This is a genomic window from Caldivirga sp. MU80, assembly GCF_001663375.1.
GTDB lineage: Archaea > Thermoproteota > Thermoprotei > Thermoproteales > Thermocladiaceae > Caldivirga.
In genome coordinates this window covers 1-22,455 of sequence record NZ_LCTF01000033.1, presented here as the reverse complement: position 1 = coordinate 22,455, position 22,455 = coordinate 1, and the positions used below count along the sequence as shown (strand labels likewise).

The 22,455-nt window shown below is 49.9% G+C and carries 23 protein-coding genes; 11 read left to right on the top strand and 12 right to left on the bottom strand.

The genetic code is table 11. The features are described 5' to 3' along the window. Positions 1–377 precede the first annotated feature (377 nt). Both AAX04_RS09265 and AAX04_RS09260 read right to left on the bottom strand, forming a co-directional pair. Positions 378–605, bottom strand: coding sequence for a hypothetical protein (locus tag AAX04_RS09265; protein ID WP_066797319.1), 228 nt, complete (start codon positions 603–605; stop codon positions 378–380). 95 nt (positions 606–700) lie between these two features. After that, the gene (locus AAX04_RS09260) at positions 701–1,183 is read right to left on the bottom strand and encodes a DUF123 domain-containing protein (RefSeq protein ID WP_066797316.1); all 483 of its coding nucleotides are present in this window, start codon (positions 1,181–1,183) and stop codon (positions 701–703) included. Between the two features lie 36 nt (positions 1,184–1,219). On the opposite strand from AAX04_RS09260, the gene cobA reads away from it, so the two are divergent. Next, positions 1,220–1,966, top strand: a complete 747-nt coding sequence (gene cobA / locus AAX04_RS09255; RefSeq protein WP_066797313.1) for a uroporphyrinogen-III C-methyltransferase — start codon at positions 1,220–1,222, stop codon at positions 1,964–1,966. 102 nt (positions 1,967–2,068) lie between these two features. After that, entirely contained in the window at positions 2,069–2,779 is a 711-nt protein-coding gene (locus AAX04_RS09250) for a fibrillarin-like rRNA/tRNA 2'-O-methyltransferase (RefSeq protein WP_066797309.1), read from the top strand. Here the strand turns inward: AAX04_RS09250 and AAX04_RS09245 are convergent. The 3 genes from AAX04_RS09245 to psmB form a co-directional block, all read right to left on the bottom strand. Then, complete coding sequence (locus tag AAX04_RS09245) at positions 2,756–3,898, bottom strand: tRNA (guanine(26)-N(2))-dimethyltransferase (protein ID WP_066797305.1); 1,143 nt, start codon at positions 3,896–3,898, stop codon at positions 2,756–2,758. The two genes, AAX04_RS09250 and AAX04_RS09245, sit on opposite strands and share 24 nt — an antisense overlap. Positions 3,899–3,916: 18 nt before the next feature. Next, on the bottom strand, positions 3,917–4,630 hold the full coding sequence (locus AAX04_RS09240) for a TatD family hydrolase (protein ID WP_066797302.1): 714 nt from the start codon (positions 4,628–4,630) through the stop codon (positions 3,917–3,919). 209 nt (positions 4,631–4,839) lie between these two features. Further along, a complete protein-coding gene (gene psmB / locus AAX04_RS09235; RefSeq protein ID WP_066797299.1) occupies positions 4,840–5,442 on the bottom strand; it encodes an archaeal proteasome endopeptidase complex subunit beta in 603 nt (200 codons plus the stop codon). Positions 5,443–5,533: 91 nt separating this feature from the next. On the opposite strand from psmB, the gene AAX04_RS09230 reads away from it, so the two are divergent. Continuing rightward, complete coding sequence (locus AAX04_RS09230; protein WP_066797296.1) at positions 5,534–6,604, top strand: GTPase; 1,071 nt, start codon at positions 5,534–5,536, stop codon at positions 6,602–6,604. A gap of 43 nt (positions 6,605–6,647) precedes the next feature. Further along, complete coding sequence (locus tag AAX04_RS09225) at positions 6,648–7,052, top strand: hypothetical protein (protein ID WP_066797293.1); 405 nt, start codon at positions 6,648–6,650, stop codon at positions 7,050–7,052. Positions 7,053–7,056: 4 nt separating this feature from the next. Here the strand turns inward: AAX04_RS09225 and AAX04_RS09220 are convergent, their stop codons facing one another. The 3 genes from AAX04_RS09220 to AAX04_RS09210 all read right to left on the bottom strand — a co-directional run bounded on the left by AAX04_RS09220 (position 7,057) and on the right by AAX04_RS09210 (position 11,455). After that, on the bottom strand, positions 7,057–8,103 hold the full coding sequence (locus AAX04_RS09220) for a glucose 1-dehydrogenase (protein ID WP_066797290.1): 1,047 nt from the start codon (positions 8,101–8,103) through the stop codon (positions 7,057–7,059). Between the two features lie 272 nt (positions 8,104–8,375). Then, positions 8,376–10,646 carry a DEAD/DEAH box helicase gene (locus AAX04_RS09215; protein WP_238377850.1) on the bottom strand — a complete coding sequence of 757 codons (2,271 nt, stop codon included), beginning with the start codon at positions 10,644–10,646 and terminating at the stop codon, positions 8,376–8,378. A gap of 38 nt (positions 10,647–10,684) precedes the next feature. Then, positions 10,685–11,455: a DUF2192 domain-containing protein gene (locus AAX04_RS09210; protein WP_066797356.1), complete on the bottom strand. Its 771-nt coding sequence runs from the start codon at positions 11,453–11,455 to the stop codon at positions 10,685–10,687. Positions 11,456–11,609: 154 nt separating this feature from the next. Between AAX04_RS09210 and argC the strand changes: the two genes are divergently transcribed. The 4 genes from argC to lysX all read left to right on the top strand — a co-directional run bounded on the left by argC (position 11,610) and on the right by lysX (position 14,583). Next, positions 11,610–12,674, top strand: a complete 1,065-nt coding sequence (gene argC, locus AAX04_RS09205; RefSeq protein ID WP_066797286.1) for an N-acetyl-gamma-glutamyl-phosphate reductase — start codon at positions 11,610–11,612, stop codon at positions 12,672–12,674. 9 nt (positions 12,675–12,683) lie between these two features. Next, positions 12,684–13,460, top strand: a complete 777-nt coding sequence (locus AAX04_RS09200; protein ID WP_066797353.1) for a [LysW]-aminoadipate/[LysW]-glutamate kinase — start codon at positions 12,684–12,686, stop codon at positions 13,458–13,460. A gap of 118 nt (positions 13,461–13,578) precedes the next feature. Then, positions 13,579–13,758, top strand: coding sequence for an alpha-aminoadipate/glutamate carrier protein LysW (locus tag AAX04_RS09195; RefSeq protein ID WP_066797283.1), 180 nt, complete (start codon positions 13,579–13,581; stop codon positions 13,756–13,758). Then, the gene (gene lysX / locus AAX04_RS09190) at positions 13,759–14,583 is read left to right on the top strand and encodes a lysine biosynthesis protein LysX (protein WP_084761342.1); all 825 of its coding nucleotides are present in this window, start codon (positions 13,759–13,761) and stop codon (positions 14,581–14,583) included. It begins immediately after the preceding gene. Here the strand turns inward: lysX and AAX04_RS09185 are convergent. Genes AAX04_RS09185 through carA form a run of 3 tightly spaced genes read right to left on the bottom strand, consistent with a single transcriptional unit; the run spans position 14,573 to position 19,538 of the window. Then, complete coding sequence (locus AAX04_RS09185; protein WP_084761340.1) at positions 14,573–15,373, bottom strand: RimK family alpha-L-glutamate ligase; 801 nt, start codon at positions 15,371–15,373, stop codon at positions 14,573–14,575. The genes lysX and AAX04_RS09185 overlap by 11 nt on opposite strands. Further along, entirely contained in the window at positions 15,370–18,468 is a 3,099-nt protein-coding gene (gene carB, locus AAX04_RS09180) for a carbamoyl-phosphate synthase (glutamine-hydrolyzing) large subunit (protein ID WP_066797280.1), read from the bottom strand. The genes AAX04_RS09185 and carB overlap by 4 nt, the downstream gene beginning before the upstream one ends. After that, positions 18,459–19,538, bottom strand: coding sequence for a glutamine-hydrolyzing carbamoyl-phosphate synthase small subunit (carA, locus tag AAX04_RS09175; RefSeq protein WP_066797276.1), 1,080 nt, complete (start codon positions 19,536–19,538; stop codon positions 18,459–18,461). Before carA ends, carB begins: the two co-directional genes overlap by 10 nt. 159 nt (positions 19,539–19,697) lie before the next feature. Here carA and AAX04_RS09170 point away from each other — a divergent pair, with 159 nt between their 5' ends. The 3 genes from AAX04_RS09170 to AAX04_RS09160 all read left to right on the top strand — a co-directional run bounded on the left by AAX04_RS09170 (position 19,698) and on the right by AAX04_RS09160 (position 22,244). Then, complete coding sequence (locus tag AAX04_RS09170; RefSeq protein WP_066797273.1) at positions 19,698–20,807, top strand: CBS domain-containing protein; 1,110 nt, start codon at positions 19,698–19,700, stop codon at positions 20,805–20,807. A gap of 88 nt (positions 20,808–20,895) precedes the next feature. Next, positions 20,896–21,672 (top strand): ATPase domain-containing protein, encoded by a 777-nt coding sequence (locus tag AAX04_RS09165; protein ID WP_066797270.1) that lies wholly within the window; start codon positions 20,896–20,898, stop codon positions 21,670–21,672. Then, a complete protein-coding gene (locus AAX04_RS09160; RefSeq protein ID WP_084761338.1) occupies positions 21,672–22,244 on the top strand; it encodes an AAA family ATPase in 573 nt (190 codons plus the stop codon). The genes AAX04_RS09165 and AAX04_RS09160 overlap by 1 nt, the downstream gene beginning before the upstream one ends. Here the strand turns inward: AAX04_RS09160 and AAX04_RS09155 are convergent. Further along, positions 22,241–22,455: glycosyl hydrolase-related protein (locus AAX04_RS09155; protein ID WP_162270129.1), on the bottom strand; the 215-nt coding region annotated here is incomplete at its 5' end. The genes AAX04_RS09160 and AAX04_RS09155 overlap by 4 nt on opposite strands.

Below are 22,455 nucleotides of genomic sequence, written 5' to 3'. Positions count from 1 at the left end.
GCTCACAATACTCCAATGTTTTTAAAGCCACTAGGCAAATTAATTCAAGTAACCAGATTTGTAGCGGACAAGCATTGTGGGGTTTTTATTAGCATGGAGCTTAGTGGGTTCAGGTACATGGACTTAGTCATATATTGTCGTGTGTTGATGAGATGTCTCAGTTGAATTGAGGGTGGAGCTTGAGGAGCTCATGGGCTTCTCCTTCGACATGGTTAATTATTGATGAGGCACTTATTAAACTTCATCCAAATCTTTAAACAGGCGTACGCTGGACTATGAGACCATGTTAAGTTCTCCTAGTCGGAGCTATTAAGGCATATTTAAGAGGAAATTATAAAGAAAAACTCGTTTTTAATGTATCTTATTTTAGGCTTAGCTTATGCTAGTCTGTATGTTCTACTTTTCTCATCGTATATTAGCACTACTATTGAGGTTGGACTGGATATGAACATCACCTTGTTGTCCAACTCCGCTTCCCTCCTTAGTTTCAACTCATTATCCATGCTTAGTGAAGCTGCATCCTGCCTAGTGTTAATCCTAACATTTCCTGTGCTTGTTCCCTTTATTAAACTACTTATGTTCCTTATTAATGAGGTCATGTTCATTTTACTCACCTCAGCGGATCATTGGGAGGAGGCTTTATATACCTTACGCTTTAACCAGTTTAACCTATATATAGTTGCGGTTCAGATATATAGGCTTAGGGGCTACATAATATTACATTAGCCGTGTATCCCATACCCCTCACCACTAATGAAACCAATCCCTCAGGGTCCTGTTCATTGCTAATCCTGAATAGGTGCGTTGGGCAACCGCAGTCTGTTGAACCAAAGCCCAGCACAGCCGCCTCAATGCCACTGCCCCTAGCCAGTGCCTTAGCTAATTCATGTTCAATGAAGGCCTCCTTGACGTAGACGATACCGTGGATTATTGTGCTGTCCTCCATGAGCAGGTAATCTATGTGCCACCTTAACCTACCCTCCTTAAGCAGTGTAAGCTTAAGGTGCCTACCCACCCTAGCTCTAAAGCCACCCCTAGCCGATCCAACGTAGGCGTAGTATCCAGCAGGTAGGTTAACCAAGCCGAGTGAACCCACCTTAACTCTGACCTGATTTTTCAACCTAAGTATAAGTATGTACGTGCCGCCTACACTACCCAGCTCATTAATGCTACTGATGCACACGGTGGGTTTATCTCCCCTTGCGTTTAAGCTTTAGTGATGCCTAGGGTTTACGTGGTTGGGGCTGGCCCAGGGGACCCTGAGCTTGTGACGGTTAGGGCCCTTAGGCTCATTGAGTCCGCTGACGTGCTTGTCTACGATAGGTTGATACCCATGGAGCTCCTCAAGAGGGCTAAGCCTAATGCCGAGTTAATCTACGTGGGTAAGGAGCCGGGTAGGCACGTCATGGAGCAAGGTGAGATAAACAACCTACTGCTTAGGAAGGCCCTTGAGGGTAAGCTGGTCGTTAGGCTTCATGGAGGTGACCCATTCGTCTTCGGTAGGGGGTTTGAGGAGTGCAGCTTCCTGATTAGCAATGGGGTTGAATGTGAAGTGGTGCCCGGGGTGACTAGCGCCATAGCGGCGCCTGAGCAGTTCCTAATCCCAATACTGCTTAGAGGTGTGTCAAGTAGCCTAGCCATAGTGACGGGTAGGGAGGACCCGGGTAAGGGGTTTAGGGAAGTGGACTTCAGAAGGCTTGCAACCTCGGTGGGCACCATAATCATACTCATGGGGGCCTCTGAGACCTGCAGGATAGCTCTTGAGCTAATTCAGGGTGGGTTAAGTGAAGCCACGCCCGTCGCCATAGTAACCAGGGCTTACATGGAGAACTCAAGGGTCCTCTTCATAACCCTCGGTGAATTGGCTAAGTGCCAGGTTGCTGTTGAGAACCCGTCCGTTATCATCGTTGGTAGGTCGGTTTCACTCAGCCCCCTCTACAACACAAGCAACCCAATACGCCACTAATACCCTTAATTTAAGGTTTCACCAACCGGAATGGTGAAACTGGGTTCGTACCCTCATGCACTTAAGCTAAGGCTTAAATACCTTCGCTGATTAAGGTAATGTATGTCTAGTATAAGGGCCGTTAACGTTAAGGAGCATGAGAGGTTTAGGGGTGTTTACTGGATTGAGTTTGAGGATGGCTCAACTAGGCTAGCCACCAGAAACCTGACGCCGGGTAAGAGGGTTTATGGTGAACAGTTGGTTAACCTTGGGGGTGTTGAGTATAGGGTGTGGAATCCCTATAGGTCTAAGCTTGGGGCCGCTATAATGAATAGGCTTGAGGTTATGCCCATAGGCGAGGGCTCCAGGGTGCTTTACCTCGGGGCCGCCAGTGGAACGACGGTTAGCCACGTGAGTGACATAGTTGGGCCCAATGGGTTAATCTACAGTGTTGAGTTCAGCCCCAGGGTTTTCAGGGAGTTCATGCAGAACATAATTGACCAGGGTAGGTTAAATGTGATACCAATACTGGCTGATGCGAGGTACCCTGAACAGTACATTTCACTGGTTAAGGGGGTTGACGTAGCCTACATAGATGTTGCCCAGCCCTTCCAGGCTAAGATACTTGCCGATAATGCCGATGTCTACCTTGTTAAGGGTGGTCACGTGATGCTCGTGATTAAGGCCATGTCCATTGACGTGACTAAGGAGCCCTCCGAGACCTTTAAGAGGGAGATTGACGCACTTAAGGAGAGGGGCTTCGACATAGTAAACATGGTTCACCTGGAGCCCTACGACGTTGCCCACGCCCTAGTCATCGGCAGGAAGCAGTGAGGAAACCACCCTAATCAGCCTCCACGGCTCGGCATCAGTCTTAACCCCCTCACTGGAGAAGTGGGTCCTATGCGCCTCAATGCCCAGTTCCCCCAAACGCCTCAATAGGCTTGTTAGGCTCGGCACAACCCCCATGCCCTTACCCAGTTCCGTGACTGTGTAGTAGAGTGGTATGGGTAGGTTATCACTAATCGTACCCCTAATAGTGCCCGCAGCCCTCAACTCATGTTCAACGTTCTTAACAATGGATAGGGCATAGTCGATGAACTCCACGTCGCCAATGGGCCCAATCCAAATAGGCCCAGCAGCCACGCAGCCCCTCATGGTGAAGCCTGGGTACTTGTCCACGAACCCCCTCTCCAGTGAGCCCGGACAGTAGTAGGCGTAACCCAGGTTGTGGGCAGTCTCCCTAGCCATTCCCCGGTCCCTATGCACGGTTAGGCATACCCTGTAGTAGTGGCCCTCCCAGTAGGATAGGAGTGGCTTGATCCCCATGTCCATGACTAAGGCTTGCCTCGCTATGAAGCCGAGGAGCCCCCTTAACCCAATCTCCCTCGATAAGTGCCCCCTAAGTGGCTTAAACCCATACCTCCTAATGGCCTTATTGGCGTAGCTACCCTGAAGCACAGCTAGGTCTGTGGCTGTGGCGCAGAGTAGGCCCCCATGCCTAATTGAGTGTAGGGCTGCCCAGACGTATGGGGCTGGGGAGCCGTAGGGGTCTAGGTCAACCATATCGCACCTATTACTCACTAGGACCTCGTTGGCATCACCCCTCACCACCTTAATCTGGTCCCTTAAGCCATTCAGTTCAACGTTTCTGCCTGCCACCCTAACGGCCTCATCATCAATATCACCTGCAATAATCCTCTCAACCCCAGCCTCCTTAACATACCTTATGCTCCTAACCCCAGTCCCGGTGAAGGGCTCACACATAACACCGCCTCCACCTATGAGGTTCAGGTAGGCCCTAACCACTATGACTGAGACGCTCCTGTTGTTGGCCATGGCTGGGTTGTAGAAGACCGGGGCCCAGGCTGGCTCAATTCGTCCACCGGCAACATACCTACTCAGGTCGGGGGCGTAGAAGGAGACCTCCCCCTCCCTCAACACCACGTACATTAAGCGGTAATGATCCGGTCACTTAAATAGCTTAGTGTAGTTGAAGTAAACGGAATCCTCCACCGTGGCTGCGTCGACACCCTTTATCTTCGCTATCTCTGGAACCAACTCCCTAATCATGAGTGGGGTTAGCCTAATGCCCCTGTATTCGTATGGTCCATCACTCTCGGTCAGCATGAACCTGAGGGGCACCACCTCAGCAACCCTCCTAGACTTCTCCTGAATCTTAAGGGCTGCGTTCACGGAGATGTAGTATCCCTGCTCAGTTACATCACCTATCAGGTCCAGGGGACCTGTGTACCAGTGGAAAATTACCTTATCAACGTCAACCCTAGTAACCATATCGTAAACCTCCCTCCAGGCGTCTGGTGAGTGTATGTTTAGGACTAGGTCATATTCCTTAGCCATCCTGAGAAACTCCTCGAAGAACCTCCTCTGCCTATCAATTGTGTTTGGCGTGAACTTTAAGTCAAGGCCAACTTCCCCAAGGCACCTAACATCACCACCCTTAACCATACCCTCAATCAACTTAACATCACTGGGAGGCACCTTATCAACGTTCCAGGGGTGTATGCCAACGCACGGTGTTACGTTGCCGTATTCCTCAGCTAGCTTAACCACGGTTTCCGAGGATTTAACGTCCTCGGCCACGGAAACCAGTATGATACCCCCAAAGCTCCTTAATTCATCTGGGTTAAACTCGTATAGGTGGGTGTGTGAGTCAACAAGCATAACCCACAGTACGCTCATTAATTAAAAAGGTTACACCTGAAATGACCCCCTCTTCGCCCTTTGGAGAATGGAGTTATCATAACAACCATGATTCACCTTCAATCAATTACTAACCAAAAGTAACCTTCAAATAAACCTCCTCCCAATGAATAGATAAAGTGATTAACTTCACCTCCTTAATACGTGTCGAGGACCCCCGCGGTGGTGTGTTAAAGTTTGATTGAGTCTTCTACATAGCCATTACTGGCTATGGTTAATGTGTCTATGCCGTCTCCTGATGTTGGGTCCCTCGCTATGGCTTCTTTTATGGCCTTGATCGCCAGTTCCTTGGCCTCCTTCACGGTTATTTCACTGCTGTAGCCTGTCTCAATTATGCCTATTGCCGTCCTTGCCCCATTGCCCAGTGCCGCGTAGTCGTCCTCAATGAGTGAACCCCATGAGTCCAGTATGAATAACCTCGGCCCCTCCTCATCGATTCCGCCGACCATGGTCTCGGCTATGTAGGGCATGTACTTGTTTTGAAATAGTATAATGCTGAGCAGTTTAGCAGCCGCCCTAACTGAGACTGGGGTCTTGGTTTCTATCTCCAGGTTGGCTATGTTAGCCCTAATCACCTTGGCTATTGTCTGTATGTCGGCCAGTATCCCAGATGAGGCTATCCCTATCCTATTCGTTATTGGGTAAACCTTCTTACCGGACTTGCTCATTAGGTAGAAGCCATACGAGACCCTCTTCTCAGCCGCTAACACAACACCATCCCTAGCCCTTATGCCCACCGTTGTACCCGTCATTAACTCAATTTGGTCCGACACAGCTACCCACCATCATAGCCCCACTCGGGATACTTTTAACTTTAACTAGGTGTGGACTGTTTTATTAATGGGCCTTTAATGGGGATTCTCAATGTACCTGAACTCAACGTTACCCTACATTCCCACGGCTGAGGAGGCCATTAGGCAGTTCACCGCTAGGTACAGGTCCATTGAGGCTAAGTCACCCAGCCCCCTCCCTAGCCTTGAGAGGCTTAGGAGACTTGAGGTGGCTAGGGTTAGGGGTACGTCCAGTTGGTTGATTAACCTGTTTAGGGGTATAGCCTACAACATGCCCTTCATAAACGACTTGCATCCGTTTTACAGGGAGTTAGTGGGGTTGATGATAAACGTTGATGAGTATAGGCATGCTGTGGGTAAGCTCGTTAACTCAAGCGTGGCCATAGGTAGTATAAGTAGGGACGCCTTAAGGGTCATTAGGGCTGCGGGGGATAGGGATGAGATAGTTAAGGCCAGGAGGATGTTCATATCAAGGATCATTGACCTAATCAATGACCTGGGCCCAGAGTTAAGGACCCTTAAGGAGACTTCAATTAAACTGTCCAAGATACCCTCCATAAACGTTGAGAAGCCCACGGTGGTTGTGGCTGGAATGCCCAACACGGGTAAGAGTAGCTTCGTGGCCTGCGTCTCAACCAAGAAGCCTGAGGTTGCGGATTACCCATTCACCACTAGGCAACTCATAATAGGCCACGTTAAGGTTTACGGGATGTACGCTGTTCAAGTCATAGACACACCCGGCCTCCTGGATAGGCCACTCAGTGAGAGGAATAAAATTGAGCTTCAGGCGATATTGGCGTTGAGGCACCTATCAGACGTGGTAGTCTTCATGCTTGACCCAACCCTCCACGGTGGCTGTGAGCTTAAACCACAGTTAAACCTGCTAATGGAAGTTAAGCAAAGCTTCAAGGCAAACATAATCGTGGCGATTAACAAGGTTGACATAGCCACCGGTGATGAGGTTAAGAGGACTGTGGACGCTGTAAATAGCCTTAACCTACCGTACAGGTTAATATCAGCCCTGAGGTGTGAGGGTACCGGGGAGTTGGTTAATGAGCTGGTGAATGGCCCATTGAGGGGTAAGCTTGAGTCATACCTAAGGGCCACTCATGAAAGGGCCGTTAGATCAGGGTTAGGTGAGTAATGAACTGAAAAATTGTTTATAAACACCGGTACCCTGGGGACTTATGCAACAGCCACCACACCCATTAACGTACAAGTTCGTTAGGTACTGCGTCAATAAGGCGTACTCCAGGTTGATCGCTGGATTTAAGGAGAACGACGCCAACGTACTCTACTCAATAGAGACAATAATCAATGAGCTGAGGAACGCCGAGAATGGTTTCAAGAGCTTGAAGGACGTGGTCAACTTCCTAACAGGTGACTTCCTGATGGAGTACAAGAGGGCGATAAGCACCCTGAGGAGCGACCTGGTCACCCAGTTATTTAGGGATATTCTAACGAACTGTATGGAGCTTGATGAGGTTAAGGGTGATGATGAGGTTAAGGGTGTGTTGAGGAGTGTCATGGATAAGATGGCCTCGATTAAGCCCGAGGAGAAGCTTGCCGAGGAGGTTAACGCGGCGTCTTAACTGGTTAAAGTGGGTTTATTTCAAGCACGGTCTTGACGTCCTCGTGGGTCCAGGAATAAGCCTCCTGGTAATTGTCCAGGGTAGCCCTCTTGGTTATCAGCCTACTCAGCCAATCCCCAAACCTATCTTTAGCATCGGCCATGTGCCTAAGGCCCATTTCAAAGTGCTTAACACCAGCGTTAACGGAGCCCACAATAACCTTGTTGTTAAGCACTGAGTCCGTCATTAAGTCCCCAAGGTTGCTTATTGAGCCACCAGGTGGGTAGACGCCGAGCAGCACCATTACGCCGTTTGGGGCTAGGTGCCTCAAGCCGTCAACCGTGACCTGGGGTGAACCAGTGGCCTCAACCACTATGTCGAATGAACCCTCAACGCTGGTTAACGCGGCGTCCACGTAGGTGCCTCCCAAATCCCTAACCAGCCTTGCCTTAAGGCTATCAGGGGGCCTAGTGGCAACCGTCACAGTGCTCAGCCCCATTAACCTAAGCACCATGGTGGAGAGGAGCCCTATGGGGCCGGCGCCGAGTATTAGGGCATTGGTTGGCTTCCAGTCGAACCTAGCCCTACCTATACTCATGGCCACGTCAATGCCCTTCTCCACAACACTAAGGGGCTCCGTTAAAACAGCCACGTCCACAAGCTCCTTAGGCACCTTAACTAGGTACTTGGCATCTGTGACTGAGTACTCGGCGGCGTGCCCATGCAGCCCCCATATGCCGTGCTCAACGTAATGCCCCATGGGGCAGTAGTCCACCGGCAGATTGCAGTTAACAGGCCTCCTAACCGTTGGTATGACCACATCACCCACGGACACGTTATCCACACCACCCCCCAACTCCTCAACCACGGCCAGGGCTTCGTGGCCGAGTATGAGGTATTGGCTGCCTGGTGGAGCCTTACCATACTTCCCCTCTATAATCTCCTTATCGGTACCGCAGACGCCAACCCTAATCGGCCTTAGAAGTACTTGCCCATTGCCCGGCTTAGGCTTATCAACATCCCTGAGCCTAAGGGACTCAGGTACCCCTGGGATTACTGTTACGGCCTTCACTGGCGCCACAGGCTGATGCGTAATTTAACCCTTTTGCCCTATGCGAATCAACAATGGGCTAATTTCAGTCTTCTTATTCATTTATGACGCCTATTACCATTGATGACTATCAAGTTAGGTTTAGAATCTAAATGTTTTGATTATGCTCTTAGGTTTCCGAGATCCATGGTGGTTGGGAACCTAGGCAGCTAGTGGGGAGTCGCTGCGGTGAGGGGGCCCGTCGAGAAGCAGACGGTGGAGATAACAAGCCTCCACCGCCTCCAGAGAGACGGCTAGGGTATTGAACCTTCGAAGGGTGGAGGTTCATCAACCCCCTCCTCACCCCTTAGGGCTGCCTCAAGGACCTTTATTGAGTTTAACCTGGAAAGCATCCTATTATTGTTGCCGCAGTAGGGTGAGTAGACGCACCTGGGGCACCCATCCCTGCAGTTGCAGGATGTGACTATGCTGTAGGCCACGTCAATAACCTTATCAATCCTCTCCATGAGTAGCCTAGTCACCCCGGAACCCCCTGGGTATGAGTCGTAGATTATGATGTGGCCCGTTGGGTATGAGATACCGCCCATGTCGGTTGGGGCCGCGTTTACAATAACCTCACCGGCCGATATTAAGACGTGCTCCGTGGCGTGGTAAGCCTTACCCCTCTCAACCATGTCCCTTAGCTCTATGGCTGAGAATTGGACTGGGGGCATGTTTAAAACTATGCCCTTAGTCCTAAACCTATACCTTATCGGCTCATTAAGCCTATACTCACCTAGGGTTTCGTTGCCGCTCATCCTCTTCACGACGTAGCCGTAAACCTCTTCCTCGATATCGAGGACGGCGTACCTTATTGGAATACCCCTATACCTAGATTCAGCAATAACGTTAACTACGGTGGGGTTGCTGTTGTAGAGCGCCTTCGTGACTAGATCACTTGAGTCCTCAGGGGTGACTATGGCCCTCCTACGCTGTAGGTCCAGTTCAAGGACCCTGTAGGTTGAGCCGCCGTGCATGTATATTGCCCCTGGGTGGAGCTCCCTAATCGCCATTGGGAGTTCCCTATACCCAACCACACCTCCTCCCCTGCGCCTAATCAAGACGACATCCCCATTACCCCTAATAACGTTGAATGAATTAATGGCCCTAAGCCCGTTCTCGGTTAGGAAGACTCTATCGCCCCTAACCGAGACTAAGCCCTCATTGCTAAGCTTACCCACCAGGTACCTCAAGTACTCGTCTAGTTCGCTCAGTCTCACAGCGGACTCCTTAATCATGGCCAACAGGTGCCTAGTGGCTATTTCATCATTGTTCGGCTCCATGAACATGGGTTCAGGTGACCTATTGTAGAACTCCTCGGGGTGGCTAGCGTAGTAGGTGCTCATTGGGTCATCGCCAAGCACCTGGACTACGTAGGCCCTCTGCCCCCTCCTACCAACCCTACCAGCCCTTTGAAGGTACTTTATGAAGCTGGGTGGGTTTGTGGCTAGTACTGCGAAGTCCGCGTCGCCTATGTCTACCCCGAGCTCCAGGGTTGGTGTGGCCAACACAACCCGTAACTCACCCCTCTTGAACATGTCCTCCACTCTACGCCTCTCATCAGGCCTTAAGCCAGCCCTGTGCACGGCAACTTTATCACCAACCCCAGCTGAGTTAACCATCCTCTTAACCACCTCAACCATCCAGTGGCTATCGGCGAACACGAGGCACTTCTTATTCAGCTCAACGCAGAGCTTAACTAGGTTAACAACCTCCTGTAACTTGCCCCTCTTAATGGGCCTAAGCATGATGTGTATTAGCTCACCCCTCACTCCCCTAATGCCATCAATATGCACCACTGGGGATTCCGTCAGACCCTCGAAGTACTGGGCTGGGTTGCCTATTGTAGCCGAGGCGGCAGCGAACCTAACACCTGGGTTTAGACGCCTAATCCTCCTTATCAGGTAGTGCAGGTGGGATCCTAGGACGCCGTTGTATACGTGAACTTCATCTATAACCACGTAATCCACCGTGGACATGAACCTCCTGAAGGCCGGCACATGTACCAATGCGGTGTTCAACATGTCGGGGTTAGTTAGGACCAATGCGTAGTCGCCACCGTAAACACACCTCCTAACCTCGGGTGGTGTATCAGCGTCATACGTTGCAACCCTTAGGCCTAATGGCTCGGCCAGGGCCCTAAACCTGGATTCCTGATCCCTCGCCAAGGCCTTAGTCGGGTACACCACCACCTCCCTCCTACCGCCAAGCGCCCTAGCCAATATGGGCACTATGAAGGCCTCAGTCTTACCTGTACCAGTCCCCGACGTTATGATGACGTTTCTACCGCCCGTTATCTCCAGGTAAGCCCTATACTGATACTCGTACAGCTTACCTATACCCATTGACCTGAGGACCTCGGCCAATTGAACAGGCTTAACGTTACCCACATCGACGCTTGGCTCCACCCCACTACCCCTCTCGGCCATTGCGTAAATGAGCTGGTGGTTACTGTCGGCTATCAGCCTCGACAAGACCTCGTCGTTCCTGGCCAATTCAAGTATGGCTAACCTCCTCGATTTCAATAATACCCACCAATACTGCAAAAAGGGTTTAACCGTGTTTAATAAGCCTTAGGGACGAGGGAGGATTTAGAGGATCTCCTGATAAGGGGCACCAGCCTATTCACCACGTTGGCAGGCACCTTGTAGACTGATAGGGCTATTTCGTGGATAAGCCTATTGGTTGGTGCGCACTTCTCAAGGCCTAGCCTCACGCAGTAGGCGTACTTCTCAATCCTAACCTCATTTTGGCTTGCGAAGCGCCCGAGTGCAATGCCCTCAGCCACCTTTGTGGCTATGTAGAACTTAACATAGTTAACCAACCTCTGCCTTAAGGGCTCAAACACGTCATAAAACACCTTATACGTCTTAGCTATGTCATCCTCCGGCATAAAACCTAGTACCGCCCCAGTGTAGACCAACCTATAAACCCTGAACACCCTCTCCTCCAGTGAGTCGCCGAGGGCTTGATTATCCTCGATTAAATTCCTAAGCGCTGTCCTGGACTCATCACCGTTGTAATTCCTGATTACGCCATAGGCCTTATCCGAGGTTAACTCAACCTTAAACAATGAGCCATATTCTTCCTCAACGTCGTGCATGGTCACAAGCCCCATCCCGTAGACTCCAACCACGTATACAGTTGCCAATTCCTTATCGTAAATATCTATCTTAGTTAACCCCCTAAAGGGCTCTATGTCATGCTCCTCATAATACTTAGCCAGTAGGTTAACCAATTCACCCCTTGATACAACCTCCCCACGAAGCACCTTATCCCAAAGCTCAACCGCAACATTAACCCTCTCTCTATACAAGTCCTTAATCTCAACCATACTCCCCACTTCCTGCCTCCTCAGGGGTCGTTGAGGCTAGGATTAATAAAAATTTGCCCAAGATGAGTCACTTAGGTAATTTAACGCCAGATGGTCGTTAAGTTTATAAAGACCGATCCTATATAGGTGTTGGTGAGTTTGTATTGAAGGGACGATACGCAGGGTTTGCATAATAGGCGCCAGCGGCGTCATAGGCGGTGAATTACTTAGACTACTGCTAAACCACGGCAATGTTGAGGTCGTCTGCGCAACGTCAAGGAAGTTCGCCGGCGAGTTCATATATAGAATACACCCAAACCTGAGGGGATTCACAACACTAAGGTTCATACAGCCGACCATGGACGGTATACTTAAGACCGAGCCCGATGCAGTATTCCTTGCACTGCCCCACGGTGAATCAGTTAAGTGGGTTCCCAATATTATTGAGAGTGGTTTACTGGCTGTGGATTTAAGCGCCGACTTCAGGCTGAAGAACCCTGAGGATTACGTTAAATGGTACCACTGGCCACAGCCACACCCATACCCAGACCTACTTAAGGCTGCTGTTTACGGCCTGCCTGAACTGCATAGGGAGGAGATTAAGGGTGCCAGGATAATAGCGGTACCAGGCTGCATGGCCACTGCATCAATAGTTGCCCTGGCCCCAGCTGTGAAGGAGCACCTTGTTAACCAAGACTTCATAGTGGTTGATGCAAAGATAGCCAGCAGCGGTGCAGGTGCTGAGGGTACCGTCCTGGATTACCACTGGCACAGGACCCACGTGGTTAGGCCTTACCAGCCCGTTAATCATAGGCATACCGCTGAGATAGAGCAGGAGTTAAGCCTAATAGCTGGAGGCCCGGTTAACGTGGCCTTCACTCCACATGCTGTTGACATGGTTAGGGGGATTTTCATAACTGGCCATGCTAAACTCACCAGGAGCGTTAATGAGGTTGATTTGTGGAAGGCCTACAGGGGGTTGTATGGGAATGAAAGGTTCATACGCATAGTCAAGGATAAGGCTGGGTTAGCCCACTACCCAAGCGTTAAGTACGTGGTTGGCACAAACCTGATTGATGTGGGTTTTGAACTGGACCAGAGGCTTAACCGCCTTGTGGTTTTCTCAGCCATAGACAACCTAATCAGGGGTGCGGCTGGGCAGGCCATACAGTCATTCAACATAGCGCAGGGGTTCCCAGAGGATGAGGGGTTGAGGTACATTGCACCATACCCCATGTAGGTGGTTTCAATGATACTGGTTAAGGTGGGCGGCTCCGTGATATGCAATGGAGGGTTGGATAAGGTGGTTAACGACGTGGCACCTGGCACCATTCTAATACATGGCGGCGGCTGCATGGTCAACAGCATGATGGAGAGGATGGGTATTAAACCAATCATCCTAAAGCACCCGAACGGTTACACGAGTAGGTACACTGATGAGGAGACGTTAAAGGTCTACGTAATGACCATGATGCTCATAAATAAGCTCTTAGTGAGTAAGCTTGTAGCAAGGGGGGTTAGGGCAATAGGCCTAAGCGGCGCTGACCTAAACCTAGTTACGGCTAGGAGGAAGGAGAAGATCATGATAATCGATGATAGAGGTAGGACGAGGGTTATTGACGGGGGCTTCAGCGGTAAGGTAACAGACGTCAACGTTAAGCTCGTGCAGTCGTTAATGAGCAGCTCAGACGTATTGGTAATCAGCCCAATAGCAGTCTCACCCGAGGGTATGCTGCTCAATGTTGATGGTGACCAAATAGCCGAAAACCTAGCCATATCAATGGGTGTTAAGGGGCTCATAATCTTAACCAACGTTGACGGCGTGTTAATCAACGGTAAGCCCGTAGGCAAGGTTACTAGGGATAATGCACAGCAGGTTTTACCACACACCACAGGTGGCATGAGGAGGAAGCTTGAAACCGCGCTTAAGCTGAGTGAGAGGGGTATTAGGACGATTATTGCCAATGGTTTGAAGGATAACCCGATACGATCAGCCCTTGCCGGTGAGGGTACCGTAGTGGAGTAGTTGACCAGGACTAATGGGTACTGTATTTGACTATTGACGATAGTCCACTTAACATAGTGCTCATAATTTTCTTTACTTATATCGAAAAATTTATAAACACAGGGGGGTAGGGGTAATTATGCAGGCGCTTAAGGTAACCTGCAAGGTATGTGGAACAGAGTTCGACCTACCTGGGGATGTAATGGATGGTGAGTTAACAAGCTGCCCGACATGCGGCACTAAGTATGTCGTTAAGATAACGAAGGACAGTGTAACACTTGAGGAGTTTAAGGGCGATGTTGAAGATTACGGGGAGTAGGTGGTTTCTATTGAAGTACACCTACTCTACGATATAGCCAGGTTGGAGGAAAAATTACTCAGCAGTGAGTTAAGTAAACGCGGCTTAAACGTCAAGCTGATTAAGGTTAACGCCATTGATTTAGGCAGTAGGGTAATGGATGCCGTTGGGTTGATTAGAGTTGCTGGTAGGAGCAGGGTGCTGCCATTATCATTCATCTACCAGGAGGTGGGTCTTGGATCGATAAACAGCTTCAACAGCCTCATAATAACCCACGATAAATTCCTCACACTTGTCAAGTTAAGCAAGGCGGGTGTCCCAATACCGCGAACAGCGTTGTTGCTTGATTATTCGGGTGATGGTGACGCCGCCTCAGCCCTACTCAAAACCCCACTAATAATTAAGCCGACTGATGGTTCATGGGGTAGGTTGGTTGCCCTGGCTAATACGGTTAGGGAGGCTGAGTTAATCTTAAGGAGTTACAGGGAGGGTCCGCTACTTAGCCAGGAGTACGTTAAGAAGCCTAAGAGGGACATTAGGGTTACTGTTGTTGGCGATAGGGCTGTGGCGGCTATATACAGGTACAGTGATGACTGGAGGACTAACACAGCTAGGGGTGGTCTAGCTGTCCCGGTTAAAATTGACCCTGAGCTTGAGGACATTTCGGTTAAAGCCAGTACAACAGTTGGCGCAACCTACTCAGGCGTTGACGTGGTTGAGTCTGAGAGGGGCTACCTGGTTATTGAGGTTAATGGGGTTCCTGAGTTTAAGAATGTTCAAAGGGTGACCGGTGTTAATGTAGCTGGTGAAATAGCTGAGGAGGTGGCTAGGTTAATCACCTCTTGAGTAGGTTGATGATTGCCTTAGCCAGTTCAAAACCAACCCTAACACCACTAACCCTACTAACCGCCTTAAACTCAGGTATACCATTAACTTCACTTATGTAGTAGCCGTCCTTACCTATAAGTAGATCAACCCCAGCGTAGAATGCCTTAACAGCCTCAGCAGCCTTAATGGCGTACTCGCTCAGCTCATCACTTACCTTAACGGGCATTGCATAGCCACCCCTAGCCACGTTACTCCTCCAGTCACCCTGCGGCGGCCTCCTCATCATGGCGGCAACCACTGAGCCGTTAATTATGAATACCCTCAGGTCACTTCCATCACCAATCCTCTCCTGAACCAGTATGGGTAAGTGATCCCTCGCATGCCTCATCAGTAGGCTCAGTTCGCCATCATTAACCACGGCTGTTAACCTACCCCACGAGCCTGAGGCTGGCTTCACTATGCGTCCACCCTTAAGTAAACCATCAGCCATAGGCTCAAAGACCACGTAGGTGTCCGGTACAGGTAAACCAGTCTTCTTAAGCAACGCCGTCGTCACTGCCTTATTCCAGGTGATGGATAGCGTTAAGTAGCTGTTCACTGTTGTGCCACCGGTGGACTCGATAATACCAGCCATAGTTATTGCAGTCTTATGGTTAAGGTTCCTGATTAGAAATACGCCATCAACCTCCCCTATGTGAAGTGGCGTGTTTGATTGAAGCCTATTAACGCTGACACCTAGTTCACTGAAGGCCTTGATTAAATCCACCTCCTCCTCCCTGAGGTAATCGTAGGTTATGGTTAGCATCATGGTTGGTCACCGTTGGTAAATTCCCCTTCCCAGGGCTTAACATTCAAGACTCCACCATTCCAGTACCACCTCAGTGCCTTAGCCAATTCAACCCCAAGCGTTGAGTCGAGTAACATGGGTGTTGAGGTGTCTGCGGCCAGTCTACGGGTTAAGTAGTCCTTATCCTCCGTTGAACCACCCGTGATGAGTATGTCTATCTTACCCTGCTTCAACATGTTGCGGGCCTCATCCCCATCATCAATTACCCTTAACCTTGAGCTAAGCATCCCCTTAACCTCCTCAATGTTCTTCACGTGGTCCTCATCGTAAGTGTAGACTAGGGCACTCCCCTCAGGTATCCTTGAAGGCACGGTTGATAGCCATGACTTTAGGAGCGCCTCCTCCAGGGTGGCTCCGCTTGACGCAACCTCACCGGTACTGTACATAACAGGCCCTAGCCTTGGGTAAGCACCCCTAATCCTCGTCCATGAGAATTGAGCCGACTTAACCCACCACTCCCTCGGCCTAACCACCCTAACCCCATCGAAGCCGAGCCCATGTAGCGCCGCCTTTAGGGCCGTTTTAGCTAGGTTAAGGCCTGTTGCCTTACTGCTCAGCGGCATTGACCTACTGGCCCTAACGTTAGCCTCAATCACATACACCTTATCCGCCACTATGAATTGAACGTTTAATGGGCCCTTGACGCTAAGTTCAGTGGCTATTAAGTGAGTTACCTTAGCCATCTCGTTGACCTTACCTTCACTTAACCGGTAGGTTGAGCCATTGGGCACGAGGACCATTGTGCTATCCCCGGAGTGGACCCCGGGGGGTTCTACATGTTCTATGGGGACTAGTATGGTTCCCTTACCATCACTGACACCGTCAGTCTCGGCTTCAACTCCACCCTTTAAAAACTTTGACACCAACACAGGATGCTCTGGACTTATCCTAGTAGCCTTATCAACAAACCTAGTCAATTCACCCCTATTCCTAGCCACACCCATGTAGGTGCCCCCCAGGACGTAACTGGGCCTAACTATAACCGGGTAGTCAAGCCACCTCTCCACTAGGTCTATCAACTCACCCATACTGCTGGCGTAGGCCCACGGGGGCTGGGCTACGTTTAACCTGTCGAGTAGTTTGGAGAACTTAACCCTATCCTCAGCCAAGTCTATTGAGCCTGGGCTTGTGCCAAGTATCCTGGAGTCGCCTATCCACAGGTGGGCCTTACTGTAAAGTCTCTGTCCAATCTGCCCTCCAGCCCACAGGACCACGAACTTAGGGTTCTCCTTGTTTACTATCCACCTCAGGGTCTCCGGGGTTAACTCATCGAAGAATAGTTTATCGGCGAAGTCCCAGTCTGTGCTCACTGTCTCCGGGTTATAGTTAACAACCCCAACCCTGTACCCCATTTCCCTAAGGCCAAGGACAGTGTTGACCACGGACCAGTCGAACTCCACACTGACCCCAATCCTAAACACCCCGGCGCCGATGACTAATGCATCAACCCCAGGGCCCGTGTCATCATCAACCTCACCGGCGTTGGTTAGGTATAGGTAGTTCGTGGCCGCTGGCCATTCACCGGCTAGGGTATCTATTTGCTTAACAACCTTAACCACCCCCTGTCTCAGCGATGCACCAATGCCCCTCAGCTGATCCTCGCTGAAGCCTAATGCATAAACCTCATCAGCGGGTAATTCACCACCACCTTTAAGCAGCTCGTAGGCGTCCACAACATTTTTGATGGCGTTTATGAAGAACTTGTCCACGCCAGTCCACTGGGAGATTTCATCAACACTGTAGCCTTCCTTGAGTAGGCGTGCGGCGTATAGGAACCAGTACGGCTTCCTCTCCTTAACAACCTTAACTGCGATGTCTACGGGGGTTTCATTGTATATGCGCCCACCCACCAGGCCTGGTTCACCTATATCAAGCATCCTAACGGCCTTCTGCCAAGCCTCCTCAAGGGTCCTGCCTATTCCCATAACCTCACCTATGCTCATCATCTCTGGGCCAAGGGATTCATCGACGTTGAACCTGTCGCTCTCCCACCTGGGTATCTTAACCACTATGTAGTCTAGGCTTGGCTCAAAGGCTGTTATGGTCTTACCGGTGACCCTGTTGAGTAGTTCACTTAACCTGTAGCCTAGGGTTAACTTGGCCGCTATGTAGGCTAGTGGGTAGCCTGATGCCTTACTTGCCAGTGCACTCGACCTACTCATCCTTGGGTTTGTTTCAACAACATACATTTCAGGGCCATTGTTGTTTATGGCCACCTGCACATTACACTCACCCACGAGTCCTATGGACTCGGCCACCTTGATTGATATCAACCTAGCCCTCTGGTACTCATCGTTGGTTAAGGTTAGGCATGGGGCAACCACCACGGAATCCCCTGTGTGGATCCCCATTGGGTCCACGTTCTCCATGCACACTACGGCCACGGATTCTCCATGTGAGTCCCTCATCACCTCGAACTCTATCTCCTTCCAGCCGCCGATGTACTTCTCAATCAAAACCTCCTTGATCTCGCTCTGGGCCAGCGCCTTATGCATCCTACTTATCAACTCCTCATCACTCCTAGCCACAAAGGCCCCTGCACCACCCAGGTTGAAGGATACTCTGGCCAATACTGGGTAGCCAATGCTCCTAGCTCCGCTTAGTGCCTCGTCAATGCCGTGGACTGTTATTGACTTAAGGACCGGTAGCCCTCTGCTTTCCATTAGCCTCTTGAACAGTTCCCTACTTAGGGCGCTCCTAATGCCCTCTATTGGTGTGCCAAGTACCCTGATGCCGTAGCGCCTAAACACGCCTAGGTCGTTTAGGTTTACGCAGGCTGACAACGCTGTTTGCCCACCAAAACTGCATGCCACTGCGTCTGGTCTCTCGCTCTCAATGATACTCTCCAGGAATTGGACCTTAATCGGTGCGAAGTAGACCTTATCAGCGAACACGTTCGTGGTTTGGACGGTGGCTACATTTGGGTTAACTAGGATTGTCTTAATCCCCTCCTCCCTATAAGCCTTCAACGCCTGTATACCGGAGTAGTCAAACTCAGCAGCCTCAGCCACCTTAATGGGGCCGCTGCTTATAACCAACACACTCCTTATATCCAACTGGACTCACCCTTAACCATGCCTATGAACTTGTCGAAGACCCACCTAGTGTCCACGGGTCCTGGCCTGGCCTCCGGGTGGAATTGGGTTGTTATTATTGGTAAATATTCGTGGTAAAGCCCCTCAACGGTGCCGTCATCCGGCTGAACCGCCCAGACCCTGAGCCCAGTGTCCCTAAGTGATGATGCATCGACGGCGTAGCCATGGTTATGCGTTGTTATGTAGACCTTACCTCTGATTAAGTCGACCACGGGCTTGTTAATTGCCCTATGCCCATACTTCATCTTGTATAGCCTCGCGCCCATGCCCAAGGCCACTAACTGATGGCCAAGGCATATGCCTAATGTGGGTTTACGATCCCTAACCACGTCGGTGACTAGGTCAGTTAGGTCACCTAGGAGTATTGGGTTACCTGGGCCGTTGCTTATCAAAACCCCGTCGCAGTCGTCAAGTGCCCTCTGCCACATTAGGCATGGGTAGCGCACGACCTTAACACCCCTACTGGTCAACTCCCTAACTATGCCCAGCTTAACGCCGCAGTCGATTATGCCTATGCATGGGTCCTCCCCATCGTAAACTATGGGTTCCCTAGGTGAAACCATTTCGGTGAAGTTAACCGAATCGTACGGTGGGGCATCCTTAAGTAGGTGTAACCCCCTCTCTGGGTCATTGGCAATGGCACCCATTAAAACGCCGTACTCCCTGAGCTTAACGGTTAATGCCCTTGTGTCAACCCTGAAAACCCCTGGGATGCCTTGGCTCTTAAGCCACTCATCAAGGCTCATCGTTGACCTGTAGTGGCTTGGCTTAGTTAAATCAAAGATAACAACCCCATTAACCTGAATCGAATCACTCTCCCACTGATCCTGGGAAACCCCATAATTACCTATCAGTGGGCTGGTGAAGACGAGTATCTGGCCCTTATATGATGGGTCCGTTAGCGATTCAGGGTAACCCACGTTAGCCGTGGTGAAGACAACCTCACCAACAGTCTCAGTGTCTGCACCGAAGGCGTAACCCTTGTAAATGCTGCCATCTGCAAGCACCAGGTAGCGCCTTCTATAACTCATGCTCGTCCCATCATATCAACAACCCCCACTACAGGCTTCACTTATAAACTTTACCGCTTTAAAGGGCTGTGCGCCTTAGGCATTCCCCCTTAACCTAAGTTAATTAACTAACAGTCATGGTGCATAACCTTTTTAAGACGCAACGAGAGTTCTCTCCTAATGTTAAGTGACCTTGTTCAGGAGCCACCCATAGTGGCGACTTCAAAGGATAGATTATCATCCATAATGCCTAAGATGAGGGGGTTAAGGGTGCATACAGTGCCCGTGGTTAACGAGTCCAATAAGCTCATCGGGGTCATAGACTACAGGGACCTGTTGCGAAGGAAGGCGCCGCTTGGGTCTAGGGTAACGTCCGTCATGCTACCACCCCACTCCCTAAACGTAAACATGGGTATTGATGATGCTGTTAAGAGGTTTTATGAGGTTAGGCTTAGGGAGTACCCGGTTATTGACGGCAGCGGTAAGTTAGTGGGTATTTTAACCAGGAGTAGGTTGTTGATGGCAATTAAGGATCAGCTACCGGTTAACGCCAAGGTCAGTGACTACATGACTAAGCCTGCCTTAACGATAACTCCAAGTGATGATGTAGCTAAGGCTAGGTGGATAATGCTGAAGCATGGGGTTAGTAGGCTACCTGTGGTGGATGGTGGTAGGGTTGTGGGTATAGTGACCTTAACCGACTTAATAGAGAAGATATACTACGTCTCAATGCCGAGGAGGGCGAGGAGGGGTGATGTGTCAGGTGAGGAGGAGTTGCTGGCTGCACCGGTCAGCAGTGTAATGACAACGCAAGTGTACTCAATATCCCTCAATCAGCCCTTGGCCAGGGCAGTGGACATGATGGTTGAGAGAGGTGTCACGGGCCTAATAGTGCTGGATGGTGAAGGTGTAGTTGGTGTATTATCGGGTAGTGACGTACTTAAGGCATACATGGACTCAAGGAGGATAACACTACCCATTCAAGCCAGGATAGAGATAAATGATGATGCCAAGCCGTTGATAGAGAAGGTGATTAACAACCACCTTGAGAAGATAAGTAAACTGGTTAACGTAATAGACTTCAAAGTTGACATAAGGGCTAAGGACTCAGGAAGGAGGTATGAAGTGACGGTTAGGCTCAAGGATGATAGGGAGCTTCACACAGCAACGGCGGAGGATAGGGACCCGGTGAGCGCAATCAGGGAGGCCATGGATAAGGTACTTCAGGGCATAATTAAGGACATATCGAGGAGGAGGGATACGAAGAGGAGGGGTAAGGCGCAGGCATAGGGGTACACCCATCACCGTTCGCCATGAAGCATTACTCATGAAATAATTAATATAAAGTATTTATAAGTTCGCTGAAGGAGGGTTAGTGATGCTGTACTATGACATTGAGCCCACCGGGATACCTGGGTTAGACGAGGTCATTGGCGGTGGGTTGATTAGGGGGAGGACGTACCTGGTAACTGGCGAGACTGGTGTTGGGAAGACCCTCTTCTCACTGTCATTTTTGATAAATGGGTATAGGCTTGGGGAACCCGGCATATACGTGTCCGTTGATGAGACCTATGAGCAGTTCGTCAATGGCGCCTTAAGGTTTGGCTGGGACATAAACGCCTTAACTAGGACAGGCTACTTCAGGGTGCTTGTACCAGAAATGGACATCCTAGATACTATAAGGGAGAAGGATCCAACCGTGGTGGCTAAGATGATGGTTGAGTCCATAGCCGAGTACGCAGCCTCCATCGGCGCCAAGAGACTTGTCATAGACCCCATAGCGCCGTTGGTAGCCATGGAGAAGGATGTGCAGGTGTTGAGGGAGTACATAAGGGAGTTGGTCATGGGCATTGAGAGGAGGATCCAGGCAACCACAATAATAACAACGGAGGTGCCGGCTGGGTCAAGGGCAATATCTAGGTATGGTGTAGAGGAGTTCCTGGCAACCGGAGTATTCATACTTGGGTTAGCTAGGTCAGGCAACGGCTTCAAGAGGTACATTTTCATAAGGAAGATGAGGTGGCAACCAGTGCAGCCATCAGTATATGAATTCACGATAGAGAGCGGCATAGGCGTGGTAGTTAGGGGTTCACTTAAAGGGGTCTACATACCATACATGTCCCAGGCCCCAGTTGTGCTTGAAGAGGAGGTTTAATGAGAATCTTAGTAACAGGCGTGGCGAAAGCCGGGAAATCAACCGTATTGAGGGTACTATCGGAGATGAACTACACAACTGTGAACGCATCAGACCTCCTCATCAATAGCGGCTGTGTGAAGTGGAATAACAAGTACCAGTCATACGATATTACAGACATCGACTGTGCAGCTAGTGTAATAAACAGCGCAATATTGAAGTGCAGCTGGTCATGTGCCATTGAGTCCGTGGCTTACCAGTTAATAGACCCAAGTCACATAGACCTCGTCATAGTGGTTAGGCGAAACCCCATGGAGCTATTTGAAGAATATAATAAATTAAGGTGGCCCTGCGTAAAGATGTTCAATAACATGGTTAGTGAGGTGACAGGTTCCCATGTGAGTGAAGTATACTCACTATTTAACAATAAGGTTAGGCAGTTAATCTTCACTCAAAACATAAGTGAACTTAGGGATAAGGTACGTAGGTTGGTTGGTGGCGGGTTGGATGAGACCGTGGATTGGTTGTCAAATAGTGACGAGGAGAAACTGCACTCAATGTTAATGTACCTTGAAAGGTGTATTAGCAATTAGCTTTTCCATATTTTTATTGTTTTTGTTTGTTTGTTTTTGTACTTTATCTTCACCTTGTTTCCCTCTATTTCCAGTTCCTCACCTTCCTCGTCCTCTATTATGTTTGTTTCCACTGCCCTCCTTGGTTTGAATGGTAGTGTTAATTGGCCTACTCCCCTTGCGTTTGCCACTTCACTTACCCTAATGATTAATGCGTTGTCGTCGTCCTCAC